We start from the raw sequence: 26,694 nt of genomic DNA, 5'->3' as shown, positions 1-26,694 counted from the left end.
GCACGGCGCCCGGGGGTGCGTCCGCCGGCTCGTCACTGCCGCTCGGAAGGTCCGGGGCATCACCCGTTCCTATGGGCGCCGTCACGGCCGCTGTGGTGCGGACGACGGTGCGGGTGAGGCCGGCCGCCGCCTCAGCGCGCATCGCGCTCGGCGGCGGTGAGGCGCATGAGCAGTTCGCGCACCGCGTCCGGGTCGGCGAGCCGCCAGGCGGCGGCGCTCGGCTGATCCTGGCTCGCCACCAGGATGCCGATGCCGCCGCGGCCGGCGAGCGCGCGGAACGCGTCTTCGTCGGTGTCGTCGTCGCCGATATAGAGGGGCAGCACATCGGGGCCGTCGAGCTGCAGCTTGCCCAGCAGCCAGGTGACGGCGCGGCCCTTGTCCCAGTCGATGTCCGGGCGCAGCTCGAACACCTGCTTGCCGCCGGTGCGCCGCAGCTTCGGCGCGCGCTCGGCGGCTGCTGCGACGGCGTCCTCCACGCGCGCCACTTGGTCGCCGGCCACACGGCGATAGTGCACGGCGACCGCAAAGCGCTTGCGCTCCACCTGGGCGCCTGCGATGTCCGCCAGCCGCGCCTCCAGGGCGTCGGCGGCGCGGGCGAGATCGTCCAGGGCATCGACGCCTTCCGGCTGCTCCAGCGCGATGTCGGGTCCGCGAATGTCGAAGCCGTGGCTGCCGGCATAGATGACCCCGGGCAGATCCACCAGGGTCTGGACGTCCTCCAGGTCCCGCCCGCTGATGATGGCCACGGGCATCACCTCGGCCGCCGCACGCAGCGCCGCGCGCATGGCAGGCGCCAGCCGCGCGTCCTCCGGACGCTCGACGATGGGCGTCAGGGTGCCGTCATAGTCCAGAAACAGCGCCGGGCGGCGCTCGGCGAGGCGGCGCAGCAGCCGCTCCGGGGCTGTCAGCAGCGGCGGCGGCTCCGCGGCCTCGGCGCTGACCACAACCTCACAGAGGTCCGCAGCCACCATATCGGCACCGGCCTCGAGCAGCGCCTCCTGCGCGCCGCCGCGGTCGACGCCGACAACCAGACCGAAGGCCCCGCGCCGCGCCGCCCGCACGCCGGCGACGGCATCCTCCAGCACCGCCGTCCTGGCGGGCTCGCAGTGGAGCCTGGCGGCCGCCTCCAGAAAGGTCTCCGGATCCGGCTTGCCGGCGAGCTCCAGGCGCTCAGCCTCGACGCCGTCGACACGGGCGTCGAACAGGTCCGCGAGACCCGCCTGCGCGAGGATGAGATCGCAGTTCTTGCTGGCGCTGACCACGGCGGTGCGAAAGCCCGCCTCCCGCAGCCGATGCAATAGGTCCACGGCACAGTCGTAGCGCTCCACGCCCTGGGCGCTGAGCGCCGCGCGGAAGCGCTGGTTCTTGCGATTGCCGAGGCCCCAGAGGGTCTCGCGCTCCGGCGGGTCCGCGGGATCTCCCATGGGCAGATCGATGCCACGGGCGGCGAGGAAATGCTTGACGCCCTTCACGCGCGGCCTGCCGTCGACATAGCGGCGGTAGTCGCGCTGAGCGTCGAAGGGGCTGTGATCCTCGCCCTCATGCGGCGCCCGCTCACGCAGGTAGGCATCGAACAGATCCTTCCAGGCCGCCGCGTGCAGCCGCGCCGTGCGGGTGACGACGCCGTCGAGGTCGAACAGCACCGCATCGAGCCGGGTGCGTGAGAATGTAGCTGGCGCGGGCGCGGACATGGCGGTGTCTCAGTGCTGGGCGGCGACCCGTGGGCGGGCGGACCGGTGCGCAACGGGGCCGGGCGATGCGCGCTAGCCGGTGCGCGCTGGACGGCGGCGCCCCGGGCGAACGGCGGCATGTGAGCATGGCTTCTTCGGTTCAGCAAATGCGGTGCCGTCCCGGCCGGCGCCGCCGCCCCCGGCTGGCCGCCCCCGGCTGGCCGCCCGCGGGTCAGCGCGCCAGCGACGTTGGGGCTCCCGGTCCTTTTGCGCAAGCCCAGCGGTGCTTTCCCACCGCCGTGCGCGGCAAATGCCCCGCAGGCGCCCTGCGGCGGTAGCCGGACGCCAATCAGCACGCTCGGTCTGCCCCGGACATTGGGCTTCGCCGGGTGCAAGGCCACAGACCGTTTCACGCCGGCTTCGGCGCAATGCGGGGACGAGCTGGGGCTGCCAATGCCAGCACCCCGCGGTGTCGGTGCCTCAGTCGCACACGAAGATGCGCAGGCTCCGCGGCGGTACCTCGATGGCATCTTGCCTGGTCAGGTCCGGCGGCGGTGTGTGCCCACCGGCCTCAATGGCGGGTGTGATTTCGCGGATATCCGCCGGCGCGCAGCCCAGGGCATCCGCCAGTTGCCCGACGCCGCGTGGCTGCGGTTGCGCCGGGTCCGGATTGATGAGGGCGAGGCTTCGCTGTGCGCTCCCGTTGGTGCGGCGCAGCAGGCCCACCAGCGGCTCATGGGGGTCGGTGACGCGCTCCTGCGGGCCCTCTTCGCAAAGCACCGGTGTGTCGGCCTTCATGGCGTTGACGCGGGCGATGTAGTCGCTGATGTCGAAGGGGGACTCGGCGCAGCCCTGCGCCCAGTCATCGGGTGTTGTCTGCACCACGTGCAGCGCTCGGCGGAAGCCGAGCTCATAGCCGATGGGCATCATGACGCCCGCGGAGAACACGGCCGCGAACAGGTACTTGAAGCGCGATTCGCGGGCGCTGCCGCCGCTCTCGGCGGCGAGGCGCTCGGTGTCATGGCTCTCCGGGAAGGCCACCGAGGGCGCGAGGCCGCGAAAGCGCTGGTACTGGTCCAGCAGCCAGCCGGCGCGGAAATCCCACCATTTGGCGCTATTGAAAAGATAGTCGAAGCCGGCGCCGCGCAGCTGCTCGACGGCCTCCTGTGGTGCGCCCAGGGTCTCGGCGAAGAAGCAGGCTTGGGGGTCCTGCCGACGGGCGCTGCCGATGAGCCGGCGCCACACGTCCGCCGGCAGCTTGTAGGCGGCGTCACAGCGAAAGCCCGCGAAGCCGAGCCCGAGATAATGCCCAATCTGCTGCTCCCAGAACCGCAGCATGGCGTCGCGGGCCGGGCGCTCGCTGTAGTCCAGCTCGGCGAGGTCTTCCCACACCGTCACTTTGTCGCCGTCGTCCAGGTCGCGCACGAAGGGCGAGCGCACGTGGCCGTGCGCATCCCGCGCGAACCACGCCGGGTGGGCATCCACCAGGACGCTGTCCCTGGCGCTATGGTTGATGACCAGATCCAGCATGACGCGTATGCCGTGCGCCTGCGCCGCGGCGCAGAACGCGCGCAGCAGGCGGTCGTCGTCCATCGGGGGCGTGCCGGGGCCGCTGTCTGCGCCCTGCCCGGCGGGACGCAGCGCCGGGTTGAGGCGTTCCGGATCCTTGATGGAGTAGAGGCTGCCGGAGGCCCCCGGCAGCTGCACCGGATTCAGGAAAATCCAGTCGAAGCCCATGTCGGCGATGGCCGGCAGCCGCTGGTGCCAGTTGGGCACCGGGCCGAGCAGGGTGGGAAAGAGGTTGTAGATGCGCGCGCCCATGGGGCGCTGGTGGTCGGGGCTGGTCATGGGGAGATCGCTTCCAGGGGTCGCCGCTGGCTGTGGTCCGAGGGAGGGGATTGGGGCAGGCGTCGCGTTTGGCGCTCGCGGCGATGCTGTCACTGCGGGCGCAGCCGCCGGTGCAGCGCCAGTGCGTTGTGCACCGCGTAGCCCGCTTCATCGTTGTCGAAATAACAGTAAACGTCCAGACCGCGCCCGAGCCAATCCTGAATGCGCCGGGCCCAGCCATCCAATGCGGCATCGTCGTAGCGGCCCCGGTAGGCGCCGTCCGGGCCGTGCAGGCGGATGTAGACGAAGTCCGCGGTCACCGCAGGCTGCGTCACGAAGCCGTCCAGCTCGTAGATGCAGCAGGCGGCGTTGTGACGCTCCAGCAGGTGCAGGGTCGCGTCGGTGAGCCAACTATGGTCGCGCAGCTCGAACACCCAGCGGCGGCCCGCCTGCAGGCGCTCCAGTGTTGTCAGGAAGGTCGCGAGTCGCTCGGTGTTCTGGTGCCAGCGCGGCGGCAGCTGAAACAGCACCGGGCCCAGCTTGGGACCGAGCGCCGCCAGGCGCGCGAGGAAGCTCGGCACCGTGTCGTCCGCATCCCTCAGCTTCTTCATGTGGGTGATGTAGCGGCTCGCCTTGGCGGCGAAGACGAACTCCGCCGGCACCGCCGCGCGCCAGTGCGCCAGGGTCGCTGTGGCTGGCAGCTGGTAGAAGGTGTTGTTGATTTCGGTGCTGCCGAGTTGCCGGGCGTAATGGGCCAGGCGTCGGTCGGCCGCCAGGTCCGTGGGGTAGAAGGGTCCCACCCAGTGCGCGTAGGACCAGCCGGAGGTGCCGATGCGCGCTTTCGCCATGGCGTGGCCACCCCGGCTGTGCTCAGGCGTCCGGCGTTGGTGCGTCGCCCGGCTCTGGCTCGGGCTCGTCGCCGGCCGGTGTCAGCAGGCCCACCGGGAAGCGGCGTAGCACATCGGCGACGCGCAAGAACTGCTGCTCGCCGCGGCGTGTGGCGTCCAGGCGCGCGCCACCGAGGCGTTCCCGCCACGCCCCCGCGGGCACGCTCACCCGGGTCTGCGTCCAGTGGGCGGTGGCAAACAGGTCTGCACGCACCGCGGCCGGCTCGGCGGCGGGATCCGCGTCCAGCGCCACGCGTGCCAGCAGCCGGGGCACGATCACCACCAGGGCACGGCCCCGCGCCGGGCGCGGGTGGGTGCGGGCGAAGGCGCACACATGGTCCGCAAGGGGGCCGTCGACGGCCAGCGGGCGGTAGTCGCCGTCGGCGAACAGCGCCGGGTCCCGGGCGCGCAGCGCCAGCACCCGGTGGATCAGGTGCAGCTTGGCGCGGCCGTCGGCGGCGTCCCAGGCCGGTGCTTGGGCGTTGGCGGTGGTGCGCAATTGCTCCAGCAGCGAGCGCCGCCGGTCGAAGTCCACGGGCCGACGGTTATCCGGATCCACCAGGCTCAGATCCCACAGCTCGGTGCCCTGGTAGATGTCCGGCACGCCGGGCGTCGTCAGGCGCAGCAGGGTCATCGCCAGGCTGTTGAGCAGACCCAGTTGTGCCACGGGCCGGGCGAAGGCGGCGACGTCACTGAGGAAGGCGCCGCTGCGGGCCGGGTCCATGGCGGCCTCGACGAAGGCCGTGAGTGCGGCCTCGTAGTCGGTGTCGGCGTTGGTCCAGGCGGTGTAGCGCTTGGCTTCCCGCGCGGCCTTCAGCATGTAGGCGACCACGCGCTCGCGCAGCGCCGCCAGCGGGCGCTCGCCGGGCAGGGCGTCGCGCCCATCGCCGGCGGCGCTGAGCGGCCAGACGCCGAGCAGCGTCTGGTAGAACAGATACTCGGCGGCGGCATCCGGCAGCTGCGGCCCGGCATCATCGCCGCGGTGCAGACGCCGGTTCAGCAGCGCCCAGCGCTGGCTGCGGGCGTTCCATGCCGCCGGCAGCTCCGAGAGCACGTGCAGGCGTGCGCGCACGTCCTCGGAGCGCTTGGCGTCGTGGGTGGAGCCCGCCAACATGGCGTGCGGCCAGTCATCGCGCCGGCGCGCGCAGGCGCGGTGGAAATCGTCCACCGTGGTGCCGGCGCGATCCGGGCTCGCCCCCACCTCGTTCAGCGACACCAGCCGGTGCCAGCGGTAAAAGGCGGTGTCCTCCACACCCTTGGCCGTCACTGGAGCCGTGTATTGCTGGCACTTGCGGGCGAGCCGCAGCACCCGGGCGCGGTAGGCCTCCGGCTTGCCCTCGGCGATGTCCGTCAGCAGCACGTCGCGCACCAGCTCGAACACCGTGAGGTCGGGCATGCGTGCGCGCCGGCGGGCCTCGGAGACGGCCTTCAGCACCTGGTGGCGGTCGCTGGCGGCACTGCCGCGCGCCGACAGGTAGGTGCGGTATACCGGAAAGCAGGCGATGACCTCCATCAGCGCCGCGCGCAGGCCCTCGAGGGTGTAGTCGCGGGTGCGGGGGTCCATTTCGGCGATGCGGGCGAGCTCGCTGGCGAGCACATGCAGCTCGCTCGAGAGCATGTGGCGCATGACCTGATGCTTGGCGACATAGGTCTCGTCGGCGAAGGGCCGGGTGCAGGCGCCGAAGGCGCGGCAGGTGTCGGCGAGGGCGTCCAGGCCGTCGCTGTCCACGAACAGCCCGTCGCAGAGGGCCGCGAAGTCGTAGCCGGTGGTGCCGTGCACGGCCCAGTCCATGCGCAGGTGCTCGTCCCCCACCAGAATCTTCTCGGCCACCAGGTAGAGCGGACGGTCGTCGGGACGCGGGGTGCGCGCAGGCGCCAGGGCGGCGGCGGCGCGTTGCTGCAGGGTCTGGAAGTAGGCCGCCGGGTCGTAGAGGCCGTCGGGGTGGTCGATGCGCAGCCCGGCGATGCGGCCCTCGCCGATGAGGGCCAGCACCAGGGCATGCACGGCCTCGAAGGCATCCGGATACTCCATGCGCAGGGCCGCCAGGTCGTTGATGTCGAAGAAACGGCGATAGTTGATCTCGTCGGCGGCGACGCGCCAGTGGGCCAGGCGGTAGGCCTGGGCCTCCAGCAGGGCATGCAGTCGGGCGCTGTCGGCGGGATAGTCCGCGGCGCCGTTGAAGTCCTTGAGGCAGTCCTGGACGTAGCGCGCCAGGTCGGCGTGCTCGCGACAGAGCTCGGCGAGCCGACGCTTGTGCAACTCCTTGTCGCGGCGGCGGGCGGCGAGGGCGTCGCTGTCCAGCGCATCCCGCGGCGGCAGGTTGCCGAAGGCCGTCACCAGGCTCTCGAAGGCGGCGAGCGCCGCGGTGGCGGCGGCGGTCTCGGCGTCGGCGGCCGCCGTCGTCGCCCCCAGGCGCTCACGCAGGGCGGGCAGTCCGGGGCCCAGGATGCGCGGATACTCCCGCGGGTCGATGGGGAAGCGGTGCTCGTAGTAGGCGATGTGGAAGGCGCCGTCCTCGCAGGCCAGCACCAGCTCGCCGGAGTCGAGCAGGTTGCCGTAGTGATCGCCCAGCACCGGCACCAGCACCTTGTCGTGCAGCTCTTGCTTCAGGGGGTGCCAGTCGATGTCGAAGAAGGGTGCATGCACGGCCGCCCGGCCGTTTTCCAGCACGTCCAGCCACCAGGCGTTGTCGGCGCCCATGATGCCGACGTGGTTGGGCACCAGGTCCAGAATCTGTCCCATGCCGTGGGCAGCCAGCGCGGCGCAGAAGTGGTCGAAGTCGGCACGGCTGCCGAGCTCCGGGTTGAGCTGGTCATGGGCCACCACGTCGTAGCCGTGGGTGCTGCCGGGCCGGGCCTTGAGGTAGGGGGAGCAATAGACGTGGCTGACGCCCAGGGACGCCAGGTAGGGCACCAGCGCCGCGGCGTCGGCGAAGCCGAAGCCGCCATGGAGCTGCAGGCGGTAGGTGGCCCGCGGAATGGCCGCCGTCAGCGGCGCCGCGGCCACGGCTGCCGCCGCCGGGTGGGCGTCGGCGCCGATGCCGGCGCCGTCCCCGACGCTGGCACCGGCCCCGGCGGGGGCTGTCGTCGCCCCGCCGCGCTCGGCGTGCACCGCCGCCAGCAGGCCGGCCACGGTGGGCTCGGCCAGCCAGTGCTCCAGCTCCAGGTGCTGGCGGCGGCGCCAGTTGGGGTGGCGGTTGCCGCTGCCGGGCAGGTTCACCTGCTCGGTCTCGCCGAGGAGGTCGGAGGTCTGCACCAGCAACAGCTTTGCCGGCGTGCGGGCCAGGTAGCGCTGCACCGCGGTGATGTGCGCCGGTGTCAGCTCCGGCAGCGCCACCGGGTCCGTCTCGCCGTCGGCGGGCAGCAGGTCGGCGCGCGCCAGGGCGAGCAGCAGCCGGGCGCGATCATTGGTGCGCGCCAGCAGGCGCTCGGTGTAGGCGTCCGCGCCGGGGAACAGGTCCAGCTCCCGGCGGTGCTCCAGATCCACACCGGCCCAGAAACCGGCCAGCGGGGGTAGGTCGTGGGTGCCGGCGGTGACCAGCGCATTGGACGGATAGTCCGCGGGCGGCAGAAAACCGCCGTCGGCGTCGCGCTCGAAATAGAACACCCGCGTGGACAGCATGCCCCATTCCGGCATGGCAGCGCGCACGGCCTCTGGCACCGTGCCGAGATCCTCGCCGATGATCACGCAGCGGTTGCGCACGCTCTCAAGGGCCAGCACGCCGAGCAGATCCCGGAACGGGTAGGCGACGTAGGTGGCGGCGGCGGGGGCGGTGCCCGCGGGCACCAGAAAGAGGCGCATCAGACCCATGACGTGGTCGATGCGCAATGCGCCGGCGGCGCGCATGTTGGCGCGCAGCTCCCGTGCGACGGGGGCGTAGGCGGCCTCGCGCAGGTGCTGGGGATGCCAGGCGAGCACCCGCCAGTCCTGGCCCTTGGGGCTGAAGTCATCCGGCGGCGCGCCGACGTGCACGCCGGCGACATAGTGTGCGGGCGCCGCCCAGCGGTCGGCGCCGTCGGGGGCCGCGCCCACGGCGAGGTCCAGACACAGCCCGTGCTGCATGCCCAGTGTCTCACAGCGCGCGGCGACGGCGTCGAGCTGCTGGCGTGCGAGCCATTGCAGCCAGGCGAAGAAGTCGACCCGCTCCGCATGCGCTCTGGCGAAGGCCCGCACCGCGGGCGCGTGTGCATGGCGGTAGTCCGCGGGCCAATGGGCGAAGGGGTCGGCGTCCGTCGCCGAGGCGCCCGCCGGCGGCTCGACGGGCGGCTCGCCCTCGCGCAGGTGCTCCGCCAGCGCCTGGAACAGGGCGAAGCGGCGCAGATCCGCGCCGCCGGCCTGCAGGAAGGCGCGGAACGCAGCGGCGCGGTCGCTGTCTGCGTGCAGGTGCACGGCCCGGAAGTGGCGATAGAGCCGCTTCAGGATGTCGAGCTTGGCGGTGGCGACGCCGCCGTAGTCGATGAGCGGTGCCCCGCGCAGTGCGCGCAATCCCGCCTGGAAGTCGTCGCCGTCGATGTGCGCGCGCACCGCCTCGCACTCGGCGAGCTCCGGCATGGCTTCGACGTCGATGTAGAGGGGGTTCAGCCAGCGACGGCTGGCGGGACCATAGGGGTCGCAGCGCTCGGGCTCGGTCAGGAAGAGCGCATGCAGCGGATTGAGCGCCAGCATGCCGGCGCCGGCCTCGGCGGCGAGCGCCACCAGCCGGGTCAGATCCGTGAAATCGCCGATGCCCCAGTTGCGCGCCGAGCGCAGGCTCGGCAGCTGGGTCACCAGCCCCCAGCCGCGCGCGGGGCCCGTGTCGGGCTGCCAGCAACGGCGGGGGGCGACGATGATGGTGGTCTCGGCCAGCGCCCGGGCGTCGGCGTCCCCGCTATCCGCATAGAGCGCCAGGCGGTGGTAGCCGAGGTGCGCCGGCGGCGTCATCGCCAGCTGCCGGTAGAGCCAGGGCTCACCATCGATCCGGCGGCGGGCCGTCGTCGGGAGCGCGGTGGGGTCCAGGGTCCAGACGGACTCGGCGCCGGATTCTTCGGTGAGGGCACAGCGCAGCTCCCCGGGCGCATCGGATTGGGGCAGCGTCAGGGCCAGGGTCGGCGCCGGATCACCCTGGCGGTAGACCAGCACCGGCGGCAGCCGGCGGCGCCATTGTGCATCGATGGCCGCCTCCAGGCTGGCCGCCTCCGTGCGCGCATCGCCGACGGCGACGCCCAGCGCCCGCAGCAGGGTGCGGCGCGTGGCGGCGTCGGCGCGATGTTCGCGGCCGTCGACGTCGACATAGCGCTCGGCGATGCCGAAATGGGCGCAAAGGCGTTGCAGGGCGTCGTCGCCGGCCATGGTGGTGCTCCGCGGCTCAGGTTGCGGCACCGGGCCCGTCGCCCGCGCCCAGGTACCAGGCCGCGGTCCAGGGCGGCAGCCGGCGGTCGGCGATGGCGCCGGCGGCGTCGGCGGGCTCCACGTGCAGGGCGCGGCCGGGTGGGGCGTCGGTTGGCACATCGCGCAGGCCCGCCAGCGAGCACTCGGTCTCACCGAGGTTCGCGAGCAGGGTCAGCAGGCTGCCGTCGCCGAGGCGCCAGCGCACCACGAGCCCGGCGTCGTCGGGGCCGTCGGCGAGCAGCTCGAAGCCGCCGGCGTGCCCATCCATGCCCGCCAGCCGCGGCACGATTGCCCCGGCGCGCAGCCGCAGCAGATGCCGGTGGAAGTCCAGCCACCGCCGGTGCGCGGGCCGGTCCCACGCCGACCAGTTGAGGCGCGAGCGTTGGCAGGTGTGCGCATCGTTGGGGTCCGGAATCGCCGCCTGCGCCGCCGGGTCGGCGAATGCCTCGAAGCGGGCGAATTCCCGCCGGCGCCCGGCGGTGACCGCCGCCGCCAGGTCGTCGCCGAAGTCGCAAAAGAACAGGAACGGGCTGTCGGCGCCCTCGGGCTGACCCATGAATAGCAGCGGCGGCGACGGCGCCAGCAGCAGGACGGCGGTGGCGGCACGCAGGGCACGCTCGCTGGTGAGCTGGTGCAGGCGCTCGCCGAAGGCCCGATTGCCGGCCTGGTCATGGTTCTGCAGGAAATTCACGAAGGCCGTGGGCGGCAGCTGCGCACTCGGCGTGCCGCGGGGTGCGTCGTTGCGAAAGTGGGAGCGCTCGCCCTGGTAGCCGAAGCCCTCGGCCAGGGTGCGGGCGAGCCAAACTGTGGGCCGCGCGCCGTAGTCGGCGTAGTAGCCATCGCGCTGGCCGGTGAGCAGCACATGGGCGGCGTGGTGGAAGTCGTCATTCCACTGGGCGACGTACCAGTGTGGTCGGCGGTCCGCCCGGCGCTCCAGATAGCGGGCGGCGTTGGCATCGTTCTCGAGCACCAGATGGACCTGACGCCGGGCACCCAAGCCTGCGGCGACGGCCTCGGCGAGCTCGGTGAGGATGTGCGGCTGGCTGTCATCGGCGATGGCGTGCACGGCATCCAGCCGCAGCCCGTCGAACCGAAACTCTTCCAGCCAGTAGCGCGCGTTGTGGATGAAGAAGTCGCGCACCGGGCGGCTGTGGGGGCCGTCGAAGTTGAGACCGGCGCCCCAGGGCGTGTGATGGCGCTCGGTGAAGAACTGCTCCGCGTACAGGTGCAGGTAGTTGCCTTCGGGTCCGAAGTGGTTGTAGACCACATCCAGGAAGACCATCAGCCCCAGGGCGTGGGCCTGCTCCACCAGGGCCTTGAGGTCCTCCGGGCGGCCGTAGCCGGCGAAGGGCGCAAACTGGAACACGCCGTCGTAGCCCCAGCCGCGTGCCCCCGGGAAGGCCGCCACCGGCATCAGCTCCACCGCGGTCACGCCCAGCTCCGCGAGGTGGTGCAGGCGGCGGGCGGCGCCGGCGAAGGTGCCCTCGGGGGAGAAGGTGCCCACGTGCAGTTCGTAGAACACCGCCGTCTCCCAGTCCCGTCCCCGCCATTGCAGCTCGCCGTCGCTCCAGGCGTAGGCGGCGGCGTCGATCACCTCGCTTGCGGCATGCACGCCGTCGGGCTGGAAGCGCGCGGCCGGGTCCGGCACCGGCTGGCTCGCCGCCAGGTGCGCCGCCGTGAGGCGGAAGCGATAGCGGCTGCCGGGCCCGGCGAGGTCCGTGACGCGCTCGAACCAGCCGTCGCCCACCGCCGCCAGGTCCAGCAGGTGCTCGGGCGCGGCGTTGCCGTCCAGTTCCAACGCGACGCGCTCGGCGTCGGGAGCCCAGAGGCGAAAGCGCACCGCGCCATCGTCGGTGAGCTCGGCACCGAAGGGCATGGGGTGGCGGATGTGATGCATGCGCACGCTCCTACAGCAAACGCCTGAGTCCTGCATTGTCGGCCGCGGAGATCATCGACGGTAGCAGGGTTTCCCGCCGGTCGCGGGTGGCGTCTTCGATGATGCCGCCTGCGCCGCCGCCCGTTGGTGATCACCCTGGGCTTTGGCCGGCCTCGGCGTATCCCCGATGGCTGGATTGGGCAGCGCCGGTGCGGTGCGCCTGCGCAGATGGCATCGCCCGGCGTGCCCGCCGCATCACCATCATCGGCCATGCACGAACCGCACCAGCACACAAGCGCGCAGCCTTTGCCGTGGCGGCCTGACGCTAGCGGTTGGCGCGGGTGATTTGACCCTGCAGCGGGGCGAATGCCCCGCGGCTCGACGCCTCAGCGGTTGCGCCCGGCCCGGTCTGACAACGTTTCGGCGCCGGGTTTTGGGCCCCGACGCTGCAGGCCGATCGCCGACGGTGGACTGGCCCGTCGCTTGCGTTGCTTGATTCGGCCGGCATCGGGCCCGGCGCACATTCGGATTGATGGTGGCCGCGGCGTTGGCGGGCGCTCAGGACCGGCTGCCGAGGTCGCGTGCGCCATCGCGCGTGCGATGTGACAGCAGGAATCTGGAGGATGAGCGCAGACAGACTCGCCAATGGACCCGCATCGGATCCGCTCTGGTACCAGGACGCGGTCATTTACCAGACCCACGTCAAGGCTTTCTTCGACACCAACGGAGACGGCAGCGGCGACTTCCGCGGCCTGACCCTGAAGCTGGACTATATCCGTGACCTGGGCGTCGACTGCATCTGGCTGCTGCCCTTCTACCCGTCGCCCATGCGCGACGACGGCTACGACATCGCCGACTATCGCAACGTCCACCCGGCCTATGGCAGCCGGCGGGACTTCCGCCGCTTCGTGAGCGCCGCCCATCGGCGCGGCATCCGCGTCATCACCGAGCTCATCGTCAACCACACCTCGGATCAGCATCCCTGGTTCCAGGCCGCGCGGCGCGCGCCGCGGGGCTCGGCGAAGCGCAATTACTATGTCTGGAGCGACGACGACAGCCGCTTCGCCGAAACCCGCATCATCTTCACCGACACCGAGGCGTCCAATTGGACCTGGGACCCGGTGGCGGGCCAGTACTACTGGCATCGGTTCTTCTCCCACCAGCCGGACCTGAACCACAACAATCCCCAGGTGGTGCGCGCGGTCATCCGCGTCATGCGCTTCTGGCTGGATATGGGCGTGGACGGTCTCAGGCTGGACGCCATTCCCTATCTGTGCGTGCGCGACGGCACCAACAACGAGAACCTGCCCGAGACCCACGCCGTCATCAAGCAAATGCGAGCGGTGGTGGATGAGCACTACCAGAACCGCGTCTTCCTGGCGGAGGCCAACCAATGGCCCGAAGACGTGCGTGACTACTTCGGCGATGGCGATGAGTGCCACATGGCCTACCACTTCCCGCTCATGCCGCGCATGTACATGGCGCTGGCGCAGGAGGAGCGCCATCCCATCGTCGAGATCATGGAGCAGACGCCGGAGATCCCGCCCGGGTGTCAGTGGGCGATCTTTCTGCGCAACCACGACGAGCTGACGCTCGAGATGGTCAGCGATCGCGAGCGCGACTACATGTACCAGACCTATGCCGCAGACCCGCGCATGCGCGTGAATGTGGGCATCCGCCGTCGGCTCGCACCGCTGTTGGGTAATGATCCGGGCAAGATCCGGCTCATGGTGAGCCTGCTGCTGTCCATGCCGGGGTCGCCGATTCTGTACTACGGTGATGAGCTGGGCATGGGCGACAATATTTATCTGGGCGACCGCAACGCCGTGCGCACCCCCATGCAGTGGTCACCGGACCGCAACGCCGGCTTCTCCCGGGCGGACCCGGAGCAGCTCTATCTGCCGCCGGTGATGGATCCCATCTATGGTTATCCGTCCGTCAACGTCGAGGCCCAATCACGGGCGCCGTCGTCCCTGCTCAACTGGACCCGGCGCATCATCGAGGTGCGCAAGCAGCACCACGTCTTCGGCCGCGGCTGCATTGAGTTTCTGCATCCCGGCAATCGCAAGATCCTGGCCTATGTGCGCCGCTACCCCGACCCGGCGGCGGATGCGGAGGCGGGCGCGAAGCCCGCGGCGGCGGAGGCCGTCGGCCCGGCATCCGATGCGGTTGCCGGGCTGGACGGGGCCCCTGCGGAGCAGCCCCGGGAGGTGATCCTCTGTGTCGGCAATCTCGGCCGCGGCGCGCAGCCGGTGGAATTGGATCTCGCCGCCTATGCCGGGCGCGTGCCCATCGAGCTGCTGGGCCAGACGCCCTTCCCGCCCATCGGCGAGCTGCCCTATCTGCTGACCCTGCCCGGCCACGGCTTCTACTGGTTCCGTCTCGCCACCGACGTGCCGGCCCCGGCCTGGCATGATGAGCGCGTAGCGACCCCGCGCCTGCAGACCCTGGTGCTGCCGGAGGGCTGGCGCAGCCTGCTGCCGGAACACGCCGAGCGCCGGCGCACGGCCCTGCGGGCGGTGGCCCTGTTGCAGAATCACGTGCTGCCGGCCTATCTGAGCGCACGCTGCGGTGGTGCTGCAGCGGGCTCGGCCGCATCGCCCCGGGTGCTCATCGAGGCCGCCGTGCCCTGGCACGACTGGTTGTTGACCCTGGTGCGTGTGGATGTCGCCGCCGCTGGCACCGAGCGCCTGTTCCTGCCGCTCGCCATCCGCTGGCAGCACAACGGCACCGCCCTGAGCACAGTGCCGCCGGCGGCCATCACCCTGGCCCAGACCCGCCGCCAGGCCACGCCTGGTCTCCTGTTCGAGGCCCTGGCCGACGCCGGCTTCGTGCGCACGTTGGCCTGCGCCATCGGTGACGGTGAGGACGTCGCCTTCGGCGAGGGCCGGCTCGCGCTGGTGCCCACCGCCGCCTGCCCCGAGCTCCTGGCGGGCTGCGCCGAGGCCGAGGTGCATCCCTTGGCGGAGGACCCGGACAATGCCGCCGTGCTCGGTGACCGGCTCATGCTGAAGACCCTGCACTGTCGGGTACCGCCGGCCCGGCCAGAGGGCCAATCCGGGGGCCAGTCCGGGAGCCAGCCCGGAGCCTCGTCCGACAGCGCCATCCCGCGCGGGCCGGAGCCGATGGTGGACACCGCCCGCCACCTCACCGAGGTGGCCCACTTCCCGGGCACGCCGGCCCTGGCCGGGCACATCGACCACCACCGCGATGGGGCCGCGCCCTGTACTCTGGCGCTGCTGGAGCAATACGTGCCCAACCAGGGCGACCTCGACGGGCGCGTCCGTGACCTGCTGCAACGCCTGTGCGACGAGCACTTCGCCGCCGGCGGCGACGAGGCCTGGCGCCAGGACCCGGGCCAGATCGACCTCATGGGGCTCTTCGACCAGCTGGGCGCCCGCGTCGCCGACCTGCACACGGCGCTCGCCGCGGCGGCGGACGGCGACGCCTTTCGCCCCGAGTCCATGGCGGACGCCGATCACCGGCGGCTGCTTACAGACCTGCACGCCGCCGCCGACGGCGCGCTGAGCGCCCTGCGCAGCGGGCGCGACCAACTGCCGGCGGCCGTCACCGACACCGCCGACCGCCTCCTCACCGCCGGGGCCGAGCTCCACCAGCGCCTCGACGATCTGAGTCGCCACGGCTTCGGCCCCCGGCGTTGCCGACTCCATGGCGACCTGCGCCTCGCCCGCGTGCTGGTGGCGCAGCACGAGCCCGTCTTCATCGGCGCCGGCGGTCCCGCACAGCGTCCGTGCGCCGAGCGCCGCGCCAAGCGCCCGCCGCTGCTGGACCTCGGCACCCTGGTCTGTGATCTGCACACCACCGTCGCCGACATCCAGCAGCGCACGCGAACGGAGCACCCGGACCTGCATCCGCGCCTGGCCGAGCCGCTGGCCACCTGGCGCCGGGAGGCCGTCGAGCGGCTGCTCGCCGCCCACGCCGCCGCCGCCGAGGGCTCGCCGCTGCTCGCCGCCGACCCGGAGCAGCGCGTAGAGACGGTGAGGGCGCTCGCACTGGGCGGCGCCCTCGAGCGCCTGGCGACGGCGCTCGCGGCGCCCCGGCGAGCGCCGACGGTGCCGGTCGCCGCAGCCGTGGATACCGTCCTGAGCCTGCTCGACGAGGCCGGCGCGTCGGTCGTCGCCGCGCGCTGAAGGCATCGTCGGGAGCGCTGTGGATGATGCTCAGGCGCCGCGCCGCGTATCGGGCCGCCACAGCAAATAGGCCAGAAGGGCGTAGAGGGGTGCCGCGGCGACATCATCGAGGACCAGACTCACGACGACCATCGCGCTTGCCACCACAGCGAGAGCCAGGTCGAGGTGGCGCAGACGCAGACGCGGACGTAATCCCAAGGTGGGGCCACGGCCGGGCGTCTTACGCATGGTCGCCTGTGGACGGAGCCCGCGCCCGGGCCTGATGCTGCGGGGGCGTTGCCGATCCGGCGCCCGCCGCAGCCGCGGGCCTTCGAGCAGTGCCACCAGCAGCACATAGACAGCGATGAGCAGGCTGCCGGCGGCGAATGGGTTCCAGCCATGGGTGTCCGTGAGCCAGCGCCCGGTCGCGAAGAGACCCAAGCCGAGCCCGATGTAGCCTGATACGCGCAGCACCTCGTAGGGCACCGGGTAGTAGCGCCGGCCGAGGCCGTAGGACAGCACCACCATGGCGCCATAGCAGATGAGATGCGCCCAGGCGGCCCCCTCGTAACCGAATGCCGGCACCAGCAGCCACAGGGACACGATGGTGATGCCGGCGCCGATGACGGCGACCCAGGCACCCATCAGGGTCCGATCCGTGAGCTTATACCAGACCGACAGGTTCACATAGACGCCGAGCAGCAGATTCGCCAGCAGCAGCACCGGCACCACATGCAGGCCCTCCCGGTAGGCAGCGCCCACGAAGTACTGGAAGACGTCGATGTAAAGCGTGACAGCCAAGAAGATGAACACGCAGAAGATCACGAACCAGGTCAGCACCAGGGCGTAGATCTGACGGGCGTCGCGCTGCTTGGCGTAGCTGAAAAAGAAGGGCTCGCCGGCGTAGCGGAAGGCCTGAATGAAGAGCGTCATCAGGATCGACAGCTTGTAGACGGCGCTGTAGATGCCGAGCTGCGCCATGTTGGTGGCATCGTCATAGGGCAGCAGGAACTTGAGCGCGGCACGGTCGAGCATCTCGTTGACGATGCCAGCCATTCCGATGACCACCATCGGCAACGAGTACCGCAGCATGCGCTTGAACAGCGCGCCGTCGAAGCCCGTCAGCGCCCCCCTGAACTGCGGCGTCAGCAGCAACAGCTTCAAACCGCTCGCGGCCAGGTTGGACAGGAACACATAGCCGACGCCGATCTCCGGAATCCACAACTGGCCCAGTGCTGAGCCGGGGTCCGCCGCATAGGCCTGTCGGCAGACGACGATGAAAAAGACGTTCAGGCCGATAGTCGCGCCGATCTCGATGAGCTTGATGGTCACGAACCGTAGCGCCCGCTCCTCCGCCCGCAGCCGCGCGAAGGCCGCATTGCCCACGGCGTCCAGGGCCAGGATGGCCGCCACCCACCAGATGAATTGCGGGTGCTCGCCGTGGCGCAGCAGATCCGCCACCGGTTGCTGGAAGACCACGGCCAGCATCAGGAAACCGCCGTTGGCGACGATCAGGAACCGCAGCACCGTCGCCAGCACCCGGTCCGGTTCGTCCTCGCCGCCGGCGCGGAAGCGGAAGTAGCCCGTTTCCATGCCGAAGGTCATGAGCACCGCCAGGAAGCCCATGTAGGCATAGAACTCCGCCACCACACCGTAATCCGCGGGCACGAAGGTGTAGGTGTAGAGCGGCACCAGCAGGTAGTTGAGGAACCTGCCGACGATGCTGCTCAGGCCGTAGACGGCGGTCTGGGAAGCGAGGCGCTTGAGGGGGTTCACGGGTGACAGAATTTTGCGCTACGGCGGACGGCAGCCGGGATTGTCGCACGCGATCAGGGTTTTGCGGCCCCTCGTTGGGCTGCTGGATGGCTCGACTGTGCGAACGCACAACCGCCGCGAACGCGTGATGGTGGACTGCGAGCGCTCTCGAATCGATGGGCGCGTCGAGCGCATGGCCAAGCCGTCGGCAGAGGCGGCGCGGGACCTGCCAGAGCAGCGGGTAGCTGCTGACAAACCCCGCGTGTGCTGGCGCCCTAACTGGCTTTCGCAAACAACCAACCACGAAACGCCTGCAGTTATTTGCAGTGCGCAAAGCGCTGTGGCGCGCTGGCGACACCATCCCCTGTTCCGGGGATGTCGCCCCCCCTTGGATGGGTCTAGGATGTGGCGCGTAAACTGCAAATCTAATAAAGTGTGAAGAGGTATGTAATGACCAGCAGCACACTGAACGCAAGGCTTGGCAGGCTGGTTCAGCACTCGCGGGCCGGAACGGACGAATGCACCGTCAAAATCATCGGACGGCTGCTTTGGTGGTACCGAATTGAGGCGATCAAAGTCACGACACTCCAAGGCTATCGTTTGCTAATGCCCGGCGAGCGGGCCTATGTGCCCAGACATGCGGTGTATAGGCTGCGGCGGCCCGCCTCTGCTCGCTGAGGATACGGCATGAGCGTAAGCGCCCAATTCTCTTAGCCACCTCACATGCAACCAGTGCCTAGCTGGCTCTCAATGTCGCCCGCTCAAGAGAGATCGACAGAGGCCGACTGGTCCGAAGCCCTCGAGCGCTCCTATCCGTCTATGCTACTCCAGAGGTGGGCAAGCAATAGCCCTGGCCATCGCTATCTTTGTCGCTCGGCGCTCTTTCGGCACGACTCCGGATGCGAGTTGAACGGCTGCAGGTGTGCTGCCTGCGACCACCTATGGTCTCATCTAGGCGCAGGTGGGCGTTGCGGCGGATCCCGTCCCAACTGCTTCGGCAAGTCCACCATCACGACAGTGCCCCCACTGTCGCTACTGATGCGCAGCAGCGCACCCACCGCCGCCGCCCGCTCGCGCATGTGGGCGAAACCGCGCCCACCGGGTCGGGGTGCGGCACCGCCGTGGCCGTCATCGGCCACACACAACCGAATGCCGTAGTCCGCATGCGGCGACTGACTGCCCTCGATGCAAATCACCGACGCTTGGGCATGCCGGATGGCATTAACCACCGACTCCTGCAAAATACGCAGCAGATGCAGGCTTGCCGTCGGATCGAGCCCGGGTAGATCGGGCAGGGCACGTATCTGCCATTGCATATCGAGGCGGGCAGCCCGGATTTGTGGCTCGATTCGCTCGCGAAAGCTACCGAGCATCAAGCCGAGGTCGTCACCAACATCATCCATGGATGCGATGACGAGCCGTAGATCGACGAGTGCGGCGCGACTGGCCGCAGCGATACGTGCGGTCGTATCTTCCTCCGGGAATTCGCACAAAGACTGAATCGACACCAGCTGTCCGGACAGGCCGTCGTGGAGGTCGCGCATCAGCCGCGTGCGCTCCTGCTGAAGCACCATGCTCCGCGATTGTTCCCGCTCTCGTTGCAAGGTCTCGCGCAGCCGCGTTTCGGTGTCGACTACGGTCCGCTGCAGCTGTTGCGCGAATTGCTCCTGTGCCTTCAATGCTCCAGAGAAACGCCATAGCAGGATGGCGGCGAGCACCAGCGCGGGGAGAGCACTGATATGGTGGATCAGCACCAGCGAATCGTTATCAATGACATTGAGCAACACGAGCCCATCTTTCATTGAAAAAAAGGCTGCGAGCCCAACCGTACCGAGGACAATCACGGATGCGTCGCTGCTATTGCGCCAAGCACTCACAAACAAGTAACCGAGCCCGGCCAGTGCGAGTACGCCGCCGAGCAGCACCAGGCCGCGTATGAGCCCCAGGGTGACCACGCTGTCGGGGGCCAGAAGATTGGCAACCAGTACGACCAGCACCGGCATGATGAATAGAGGAATGGGCACCGGGGGACGACGGCCATTGAAAAGATAAGCGAATGGCAGCAATAGTGAGCCGGCGAGCAGACGCAGCGGATTGGTGAGCTGCCAGAGCCATTCCAGGCTGGGGCTAATGAACATCACCGGTAATGTTGTAAGCGGTAGACATAGGCAAATGACACCAAAAAGCAGATAGACTTGGTCCAAGAGGCGCAGGGCCGAGAGGATGACCGTGAGGAGTCCAACCGCCAGGAGCATGGCGTTGATCAGTAATGGGATGGTAATCACCGCCGTGCGAACAGTAGCGGCGTGGGGCTCCAGTAATGCCTTAGGACCAATCTGGAAAATGCCAAGCATGGCGCCAACGGCGCGGTAGGCATGCACTTGGATCTCGATCGTATTGTTGCCTTGATGTAGCAAGGCCTCGGGAAGGGACACGACCAAGGGCGTCGACTGGCCGATGTACAGCGGCGATTGTACCCACCGGCTATCGAGCAGTTGGATGCCGTTGACATACCCTTGGAGATGGCCGCGGTAGCGCGGGATGTACAGGGCCAGCGCTGCTTGTGCGGAAGTGAAGTCGTAAGTGGTGGTGAAGGTCAAGGTGCAGCCGAAGCGCAAGGTCTGTACGGTACAGCGCTCCGGCAACTGAACCTTCTGTGCCTGGTGGCGCCCTTGCAGATGCGGTTGGGTGACTGCGCTTCCTGTCACCACTCGAAAAGTGCTGACTCGCGGATCATCCAGGAGCGGCTTGATCCCGAGTAAAAGCAGGCAAAACCAAAGCTCCAGGGCCAAAACAACGACGATGAGGCTAACACGAATCCAGAGTGGATATGGAAAGCGCAGATTTGCCAGCACCTCAAGTGGCAGCGCCTGCTTGGTAGGCACCGTCGGAGTCCGCGCTACAGCTTGATCAGCTGCTGTTGACAGGCCTCGAAGACGGCTTCACTGCGGCTGCTCACCTGCAGCTTATGAAAAATATTCTTGACGTGACTGGCCACCGTCTGTGTCGAGATGCCCAACTCCCGGGAGATCTCCGCATACTTGAGCCCCTTGGCAATGCCCCATAGCACGTCGAGCTCCCGCGGTGTCAGGACGCCCGGGGCGCCTTGTCGGGTAGGCGGCCTGGTGGAGTAGTTCGAAGTCGCCGGCGTGGCGCGCAGGCGGTCGAGGATGAAGCGTGCGATGCGCGGTGACAGGGGAGAAAATCCGGCGCGGACATTGCGAACGGTCTCGACGATGTCCGCTGGCAATGCATCCTTGAGCAGGTAGCCGGACGCACCGGCTTCTATGGCGCTGACGACACTGGCCTCGTCCGCGAGGACGCTGATCACCAAAATGTCGCTCGCGGGCGCACGTCGACACACATCAGCGATTAGTGTGATGGCGTGACCGTCCGGCAATTGCAGGTCGACGATCAGCACATCGGGCATCACCGGGCAGAGCGCCTGTCGTGCCTCAGCCAGGGTGGCCGCTTCAATGATAGTGACGTCGGGCTCTGCACCCAGAATCCGCACCAGGCGCCGGCGGATGGGCTCGTCGTCCTCAAGCACTAGGATGTTCATAGGGCAGGACTTGAGACATGGCAAGGTCGGTTGCGGGCAGCACCGTGGCGACGACACCAATGCTCCGAATCCGGAGCGGATCGTTGCCAGCCCACCGGGGCGTAAGTCAGGCTACGTCCTCGAAAGCGCTTGGCCTATCCCCTGAATCAGGGGGGAGCAGGGCTGCACGACGGCGCCCGCCACGCCTAAGACAATACCCCCTCGTCAAGGTTGAATCGGCTCGCAGTGGCGCCGCCCTTGACGGAGCCCGCCGGCTTGTCCTCCCCGCCGCCGCCGAGGGACACCAACACCCGCGCATCCGGCGGCAGCACGTCCACGTCGGCGCCGGACGCGATGAGCTGCTCGGCCTCCATCACCTGCATCAGGGCGTCGAGCACCTCGGGGTCGTCGGCGGCGATCTCGTTCAGCGTCTCGCCCACCACGGCGGGGCGGGTGGCCGACGCCTGGGCCAACTGCTCCGAGACCTTGTAGGCGGTCTGGCTCTTGATGAGACCCACACGGTTCTCGCCGTCCTGCTTCATGGCGCTGGTGACCTGCACCAGACGCTTGACGACCTTGTCGGTGATGTTGTCGACCATTTCCCGGTCGGTGAACGCCACCTTGCGGATGTAGACCGACCCCAGCCGGAAGCCCCACTTCTCCGACAGCGGCGAGACCGTGGCGCGCACCTGGCGGCTCAGCTGATGGCGGTCCTCCAGCAGCTTGTCCATTTCCAGGTTCGAGAGTGTGCTGATGGTGGCGCTGGCGACGTTCGCCTCCAGCGAGCCCTCGGGATCGGCGTTGTTGAACAGATAGGCCACCGGGTCGCTCACCTGCATCTCGTACCACACGCCCACGCTCATGGGCGTGCCTTCCTCGGAGTTGACCATCTGGTTGCGCAGGTAGCGCTGGCGCAGCTTCATGTTCACCGGTTGGCGGGTGCCAAACAGCGGCACCAGGATGGCCGTGGGGCCGAAGTGCAGCAGCGGAAACCGCAGCCCCGGCTGATCCAGCACGCCCATCACCTTGCCGAGGAAGGTGTAGACCACCGCCTCCTGCTCGTTGACGATGGTGTAGAGGCTGAACAGCCGGGCGACGGCGAGCAGGATCGGGATGGCCAGCAGACCGGCGACAAAGGCCGGGATCAAGGCGGTGGGATCATTGGGCATGGTGGCCTCCATGAACGGCGGCGGGCGCGGCCGAGGTGGTGTTGGTCACCTGGACGATGCGCCGCGCGCGGGCCAGCAGCGGAATACGCATATTGCGGATGTAGGCCGCCAGCGCCGGTGGCCCGCCCCGGCGCTTGATGCCCTTGAGGGTGTCGGCGAGCTCCTTGAGCGGCGCCACCTCGGCCTGGGCGTTGTTGCTGGCGATCTCCACGGCGCGCTTGCTCATGGTGATCTGCTGCTCGGCATCGGCGCGGGCGGTGCTGATGTCCGCGGCCACCTGGTTGCGGGTGCTGTTGATGGCAGACAGCGCCCGGTCCACCTCCGCCGGCGGGTCGATCTGGGTAATCAGCGCCGCGTCCAGCTCGATGCCGTAGCGGGCGCCGGTGGCGCGGCATTGCTGCTCCATGTAGTCGTTCAGCAGCGGCAGGTTCTTGCGCAGGTCGTTGATGGACACGCCTTCCGAGAGCTCCGCCGCCAACGCCGGGCCGCCGCCGTCGGCACCCGCCAGCTCGCCGCCCTCCACCAGACGCTGGCCCTTGGGGTCGGTAAAGTTGGCGACCCGCTCGCGCAGCACCGAGACGAAATAGCCCATGACGTGCTCCAGCGGGCTGTCCACCCCAAAGCAATACGCATAGAAGTTGCTCTGCGCCACCCGCCAGCGCAGCTGCCCGTCGATGCCGGTGGTGAGGTTGTCCTTGGTGACCGCCTCGATGGTGGACTGGCTCTTGGTGGGGTCCCAGGTGATGTCGATGGAGCGGGTGGCGATGTCCTCCACCATCGGCTTCTGCCAGGGCCATTTGAAATGCCAGCCGGGGCCGAGGATTCTGAGCATCGGGTAGTGGTAGCGCTGGCGCTCGTCGTCGTTCAGGCTCGGGTCGTCGACATACTGATCGCGCAGGCGCTGGGCGCGGCCCAGGGAGACCAGCACGGCGCGCTCGTTGGGCTTGACGACGAACCAGGCGCGGCTCAGCACGGAGACGCCGATGTACAGCAACAGCCCGGCGAGAAAGGCGAGAACGGTCATGATCCACCCCCGTTGTGCAGGCCGCAGTGCACGGCCGTGTTCACTCCAGTGCGGATGGTAGCGCGAAACCGGCATGCGCATGCTGCTGCGGTGGACCAGACGGCGCCTGGCCGGCGCGATTGTCCGCCATGGCGTGACCATTGGCCCGGGTGCCGGCGGGCCGTGCCGCCCGCCGCCGCCGTCACTTCAGCCGCATCGGGCTCAGGCGCGTGCGCGGGCGGCGTTCACATACTCCACGGCCGCCCCGTGCGGGCTGTGGCGGATGCGGCTCACCCCCGCATAGTCGATGACCATCCGATACCAGGCGGCATCGTCGGCGCCGAGCACATGGCCGAGCACCGCCCGCGACACCCCGGCGTGGCAGACGATCAACAGCCGCTGCCCCGGCCAATGCGCCAGCTGGCGCGCGTAGGCACGGGCGATGCGCCGGCGGAAGTCGGCGAGTTGCTCGCCGCCCGGCGGCCGGTGGGCGACGGGGTCGGTGCGGAAGGCCCGAAAGGCGTCCGGCGCCGCCGCCGCCACCTCGGCGGGCCGCCGCCCCTCCCAGGCACCCATGCCGATCTCGCGCAGCTCCGGCTCCACGGCCAGCGCCAGCCCCAGGCGCGAGGCCAGCTCCACCGCAAAGCCCCGGCAGCGGCTCATGGGCGAGGTGACGATCTGCTGCCAGGGGCACTGGTTCCGCAGCGCCGGCGCCACCGCGGCGCGCATCTGCGCCCAGCCCGTGGCGCTCAGGGGATGATCGCAGCCGTTGCCGCGGATCATGCGCCCGCCCACGGGCTCGCCGTGGCGGATCAGGTCGATGACGGTGTCTTGCATGGGAGTGGCGCGTGTCGCGTGGCTGGGGGCTGGAGGCTGGAGGCTGGGGGCTTGGGCATGGGCGCTGGGGCGGCCGGCACTCGCCGGTCGCGGGGCGGATAGTCGGGCGATGGATGGCCAACGGCCGGCGGTTTCGCCACAATTGCAGCATTCAACCACAGGATTCGCGCCATGCGGCAGCAGCAGAATAAGCTCTATCCCGGTCTGGACGACGACAGCTACGGCGGCATGACGCCCACCGGCCAGATCGTCCGCGATGCCCAGGTCTTCGGTCTGATCGCAGAAGACGAAACCTGCGCCGGCTGGTCCATCGCCGCCATCCAGGACCTCTACGACAAAGTCAGCGATGCCTGGCGGCCCTACGGCCATCTGGTCTCGAAACTGCCCGAGGACCTGCGTGCGCGCCACCAGCGCATCTACGACGCGGCCCTCGCCCGCGCCCGCGAGCGCGGCTGGAGCCCCGAGCTGTATCCGGACTGAGTCCAGCCGGGCCGAGCCTGCCAGGTGCCGCATGGCCGATTTTCGCACCCACCTCACCGGCGGCGCCGTCATCGCGGCCGTCGCCGCCTTCGCCAGTTACAGCGAGGGCCTGAGTGATGCCGTCCAAACCCAGGCGCTGTTCGTGCTCGGTACAGCGGCGAGCCTGCTGCCGGACATCGATGCCGACGATTCCAAACCGCTGCGGGGCGTATTCGATATGGCCGGTTTGGTCGCCGGCTTCATGGCGGCATTCGCGCTCGCCGAGCACTTCGCGGTGCTCGAGCTGGTGGGCATCTGGGCCGCCACCTGGCTCTTCGTGAGCTGGCCGCTGCGCCTGGCCTTTGCGCGCCTGACAGTGCATCGGGGCCTCTGGCACACCCTGCTCATGGCGCTGGTGCTGGCGCTGGCGGCAGCCATCGTCGCGGATCTGCTGCTCGGCCTGGATGCCACCCGGGCCTGGCTGGTGGCGGGCTTCGTGCTGCTCGGCTACGTCACCCATCTGGTGCTCGATGAGGTGGCGAGCGTCGATCTGATGGGGCGGCGGCTGAAGCGCTCCTTTGGCACAGCACTCAAGCCCCTCAGCCTGCGCGCCTGGCCCGGCTCCCTGATGCTCATGGGGCTGGCGGTGGTGCTGGCGGGGCTGGCGCCGGACCCACAGCCGCTGCTGGCCCTGCTCGGACGCGCCGGTGTGCAGACCGGGCTGCTCGCCGCCCACTGGCCCCGTTGGTGAACGCGCATGCAGCCGCAGCCGGCGCTTGCATGCCTGCGCGCGGCACCGGCGCCGGATGCATCCGCGCGCAGACCCGTGGTCCCGCTGCGGCCCCAGTGCGGCACCCCGGTGCGGCTCCGGCGCAGTAACACCCCGGCCTAACCGCCCGTGCGCCGCTCAGCCGCCGCCCGACCCCGGCAGGGCGCTGCCGTGGGGCTGTCGCCGCATGCGGGGATCCGCGGTGACACCGCCGGCCGCCGCGTCCGTCGCCGATGCCCAGGTGCCCGCCTCGCCGTCCAGCAGGGCCCGCGCCGCGGCGGCGGCGCGGGCGATGATCTGGGCGCGCTGAGCGCCTTCGGTGCCGTCGGGGTCCGCGCACACCAGCTCGCAAAGCGCATCCGTCGGCGCTTCGAAATCACAATGGCCGGCACCGGGGATACGCTGCACCCGCGCGTCCACGCTGGCCTGAAACACCGTGCGGCCGTTGTCCAGGGCATTACAGTTGGTGGGCTCGCCGGCGAGCCCCAGCAGTGGCTTGTCCAGGCCGCGGGCGGCGCGCACGCCCAGGCCCTGGGTCTCCACCAGATCCAGAGTCAGCACGCCGACGGCTCGCATATCCGACCGCCCGGCCAGCAGCGCCGCCAGGCCGCCCGCCGAGAAGCCCGCGTAGACCACCCGCCGTGCCCCCAGGTGCCGGGCCAAAGCCACCATATCCTGGGCGTTTTGCACATGGCGTCCGGCCCAGGGCCTTTGGTTGCAGAAGTCCAGCGTCGCCACCCGCAGGCCGTCTGCGGTCATGGCCGCGGCCAGCCCCCGCATACGCTGCTGGCTGCGCAGAAAACCGTGGGCGAGGATCACCCAGTCGCCGCCGTCGTTGGTTTTTGGGACGGCGCGCGGCGGAGCGGGGGCGGCCGCGGGCACAAAGACCCGGTAGTCCAGCCCACAGCCCGTGCTGGAGGCGAGCTGCCCCGCGGTCACCGCCACGCCGGCGGGCAGGGACTCGGATGGGGTTGGAGTTGGCCCCGCGGCATCCGGGCGCAGCAACAACCCGCTGCAGCCGGCGAGCAGCAGCAGCGCAACGGTGGCGAGGCGTGTGGCGGAACGGTGCATCGTCCTGAAGTGCATCCCGCGGGCCGCCGGCTCAAGCCGCGCCCGGCGGCTGCCCCGTCCGGGCGGTGCCGCACCCCGTGCCGGGCTGCGCCGCAAGCCTCAGCGGGCTGGGTGGCGGCGGGCGGGGGTCTCGACCGCAGGGATGCGGTCGTGCAGCCTACGGGGATGTATTCACGGCGTCCCGCTGCCAGTCGCAAGCCTCAGCGGGCTGGGTGGCGGCGGGCGGGGGTCTCGACCGCAGGGATGCGGTCGTGAAGCCTACGGGGATGTATTCACGGCGTCCCGCTGCCAGTCGCAAGCCTCAGCGGGCTGGGTGGCGGCGGGCGGGGGTC

The 26,694-nt window shown here is 69.8% G+C and carries 15 protein-coding genes; 3 read left to right on the top strand and 12 right to left on the bottom strand.

The genetic code is table 11. From position 1 onward, the window contains the following. Positions 1–131 precede the first annotated feature (131 nt). From otsB to treZ, 5 genes are all read right to left on the bottom strand, one after another. Complete coding sequence (otsB, locus tag QZ588_RS03745) at positions 132–1,691, bottom strand: trehalose-phosphatase (protein WP_295540097.1); 1,560 nt, start codon at positions 1,689–1,691, stop codon at positions 132–134. Positions 1,692–2,150: 459 nt separating this feature from the next. Then, a complete protein-coding gene (locus QZ588_RS03740) occupies positions 2,151–3,518 on the bottom strand; it encodes an alpha-amylase family glycosyl hydrolase (protein WP_295540096.1) in 1,368 nt (455 codons plus the stop codon). An 89-nt stretch (positions 3,519–3,607) separates the two neighbouring features. Further along, positions 3,608–4,345 (bottom strand): DUF72 domain-containing protein, encoded by a 738-nt coding sequence (locus tag QZ588_RS03735; RefSeq protein ID WP_295540095.1) that lies wholly within the window; start codon positions 4,343–4,345, stop codon positions 3,608–3,610. Positions 4,346–4,367: 22 nt separating this feature from the next. Then, positions 4,368–9,713 (bottom strand): malto-oligosyltrehalose synthase, encoded by a 5,346-nt coding sequence (treY, locus tag QZ588_RS03730; RefSeq protein ID WP_295540093.1) that lies wholly within the window; start codon positions 9,711–9,713, stop codon positions 4,368–4,370. A gap of 16 nt (positions 9,714–9,729) precedes the next feature. After that, positions 9,730–11,649 carry a malto-oligosyltrehalose trehalohydrolase gene (treZ, locus tag QZ588_RS03725; protein ID WP_295540090.1) on the bottom strand — a complete coding sequence of 640 codons (1,920 nt, stop codon included), beginning with the start codon at positions 11,647–11,649 and terminating at the stop codon, positions 9,730–9,732. 602 nt (positions 11,650–12,251) lie between these two features. Here treZ and treS point away from each other — a divergent pair. After that, positions 12,252–15,779, top strand: a complete 3,528-nt coding sequence (gene treS, locus QZ588_RS03720; protein WP_295540088.1) for a maltose alpha-D-glucosyltransferase — start codon at positions 12,252–12,254, stop codon at positions 15,777–15,779. Between the two features lie 30 nt (positions 15,780–15,809). Here treS and QZ588_RS03715 read toward each other — a convergent pair whose 3' ends face one another. From QZ588_RS03715 to QZ588_RS03690, 6 genes are all read right to left on the bottom strand, one after another. Continuing rightward, a complete protein-coding gene (locus QZ588_RS03715; RefSeq protein WP_366929531.1) occupies positions 15,810–17,534 on the bottom strand; it encodes an oligosaccharide flippase family protein in 1,725 nt (574 codons plus the stop codon). Between the two features lie 926 nt (positions 17,535–18,460). Beyond that, positions 18,461–20,398: a hypothetical protein gene (locus tag QZ588_RS03710; RefSeq protein WP_295540086.1), complete on the bottom strand. Its 1,938-nt coding sequence runs from the start codon at positions 20,396–20,398 to the stop codon at positions 18,461–18,463. 14 nt (positions 20,399–20,412) lie between these two features. Next, positions 20,413–21,075, bottom strand: coding sequence for a response regulator transcription factor (locus tag QZ588_RS03705; protein ID WP_295540083.1), 663 nt, complete (start codon positions 21,073–21,075; stop codon positions 20,413–20,415). Between the two features lie 185 nt (positions 21,076–21,260). Continuing rightward, entirely contained in the window at positions 21,261–22,223 is a 963-nt protein-coding gene (locus tag QZ588_RS03700) for an SPFH domain-containing protein (RefSeq protein WP_295540080.1), read from the bottom strand. Next, positions 22,213–23,247 (bottom strand): SPFH domain-containing protein, encoded by a 1,035-nt coding sequence (locus QZ588_RS03695; protein WP_295540078.1) that lies wholly within the window; start codon positions 23,245–23,247, stop codon positions 22,213–22,215. The genes QZ588_RS03700 and QZ588_RS03695 overlap by 11 nt, the downstream gene beginning before the upstream one ends. A gap of 201 nt (positions 23,248–23,448) precedes the next feature. After that, entirely contained in the window at positions 23,449–24,063 is a 615-nt protein-coding gene (locus QZ588_RS03690) for a histidine phosphatase family protein (protein WP_295540077.1), read from the bottom strand. Positions 24,064–24,234: 171 nt separating this feature from the next. Between QZ588_RS03690 and QZ588_RS03685 the strand changes: the two genes are divergently transcribed. After that, a complete protein-coding gene (locus QZ588_RS03685) occupies positions 24,235–24,543 on the top strand; it encodes a hypothetical protein (RefSeq protein ID WP_295540074.1) in 309 nt (102 codons plus the stop codon). 31 nt (positions 24,544–24,574) lie between these two features. Continuing rightward, positions 24,575–25,273: a metal-dependent hydrolase gene (locus QZ588_RS03680; protein ID WP_295540071.1), complete on the top strand. Its 699-nt coding sequence runs from the start codon at positions 24,575–24,577 to the stop codon at positions 25,271–25,273. 156 nt (positions 25,274–25,429) lie between these two features. Here the strand turns inward: QZ588_RS03680 and QZ588_RS03675 are convergent, their stop codons facing one another. Continuing rightward, positions 25,430–26,362, bottom strand: coding sequence for an alpha/beta hydrolase (locus QZ588_RS03675; RefSeq protein WP_295540069.1), 933 nt, complete (start codon positions 26,360–26,362; stop codon positions 25,430–25,432). Positions 26,363–26,694 lie beyond the last annotated feature (332 nt).

Origin of the sequence: uncultured Thiohalocapsa sp. (assembly GCF_913062725.1) — a bacterium.
In the GTDB taxonomy this organism is placed as follows: domain Bacteria; phylum Pseudomonadota; class Gammaproteobacteria; order Chromatiales; family Chromatiaceae; genus Thiohalocapsa.
Note: the sequence above shows the minus strand (reverse complement) of the source record. Positions and strands in the feature narration are given on the sequence as shown.

What these genes read in the sequence shown, in the direction of transcription:
- otsB (WP_295540097.1), bottom strand. Translation starts at nt 1,691, where the DNA reads ATGTCCGCGCCCGCGCCAGCTACATTCTCACGCACCCGGCTCGATGCG.
- QZ588_RS03740 (WP_295540096.1), bottom strand. Translation starts at nt 3,518, where the DNA reads ATGACCAGCCCCGACCACCAGCGCCCCATGGGCGCGCGCATCTACAAC.
- QZ588_RS03735 (WP_295540095.1), bottom strand. Translation starts at nt 4,345, where the DNA reads ATGGCGAAAGCGCGCATCGGCACCTCCGGCTGGTCCTACGCGCACTGG.
- treY (WP_295540093.1), bottom strand. Translation starts at nt 9,713, where the DNA reads ATGGCCGGCGACGACGCCCTGCAACGCCTTTGCGCCCATTTCGGCATC.
- treZ (WP_295540090.1), bottom strand. Translation starts at nt 11,649, where the DNA reads ATGCATCACATCCGCCACCCCATGCCCTTCGGTGCCGAGCTCACCGAC.
- treS (WP_295540088.1), top strand. Translation starts at nt 12,252, where the DNA reads ATGAGCGCAGACAGACTCGCCAATGGACCCGCATCGGATCCGCTCTGG.
- QZ588_RS03705 (WP_295540083.1), bottom strand. Translation starts at nt 21,075, where the DNA reads ATGAACATCCTAGTGCTTGAGGACGACGAGCCCATCCGCCGGCGCCTG.
- QZ588_RS03700 (WP_295540080.1), bottom strand. Translation starts at nt 22,223, where the DNA reads ATGCCCAATGATCCCACCGCCTTGATCCCGGCCTTTGTCGCCGGTCTG.
- QZ588_RS03695 (WP_295540078.1), bottom strand. Translation starts at nt 23,247, where the DNA reads ATGACCGTTCTCGCCTTTCTCGCCGGGCTGTTGCTGTACATCGGCGTC.
- QZ588_RS03690 (WP_295540077.1), bottom strand. Translation starts at nt 24,063, where the DNA reads ATGCAAGACACCGTCATCGACCTGATCCGCCACGGCGAGCCCGTGGGC.
- QZ588_RS03685 (WP_295540074.1), top strand. Translation starts at nt 24,235, where the DNA reads ATGCGGCAGCAGCAGAATAAGCTCTATCCCGGTCTGGACGACGACAGC.
- QZ588_RS03680 (WP_295540071.1), top strand. Translation starts at nt 24,575, where the DNA reads ATGGCCGATTTTCGCACCCACCTCACCGGCGGCGCCGTCATCGCGGCC.
- QZ588_RS03675 (WP_295540069.1), bottom strand. Translation starts at nt 26,362, where the DNA reads ATGCACCGTTCCGCCACACGCCTCGCCACCGTTGCGCTGCTGCTGCTC.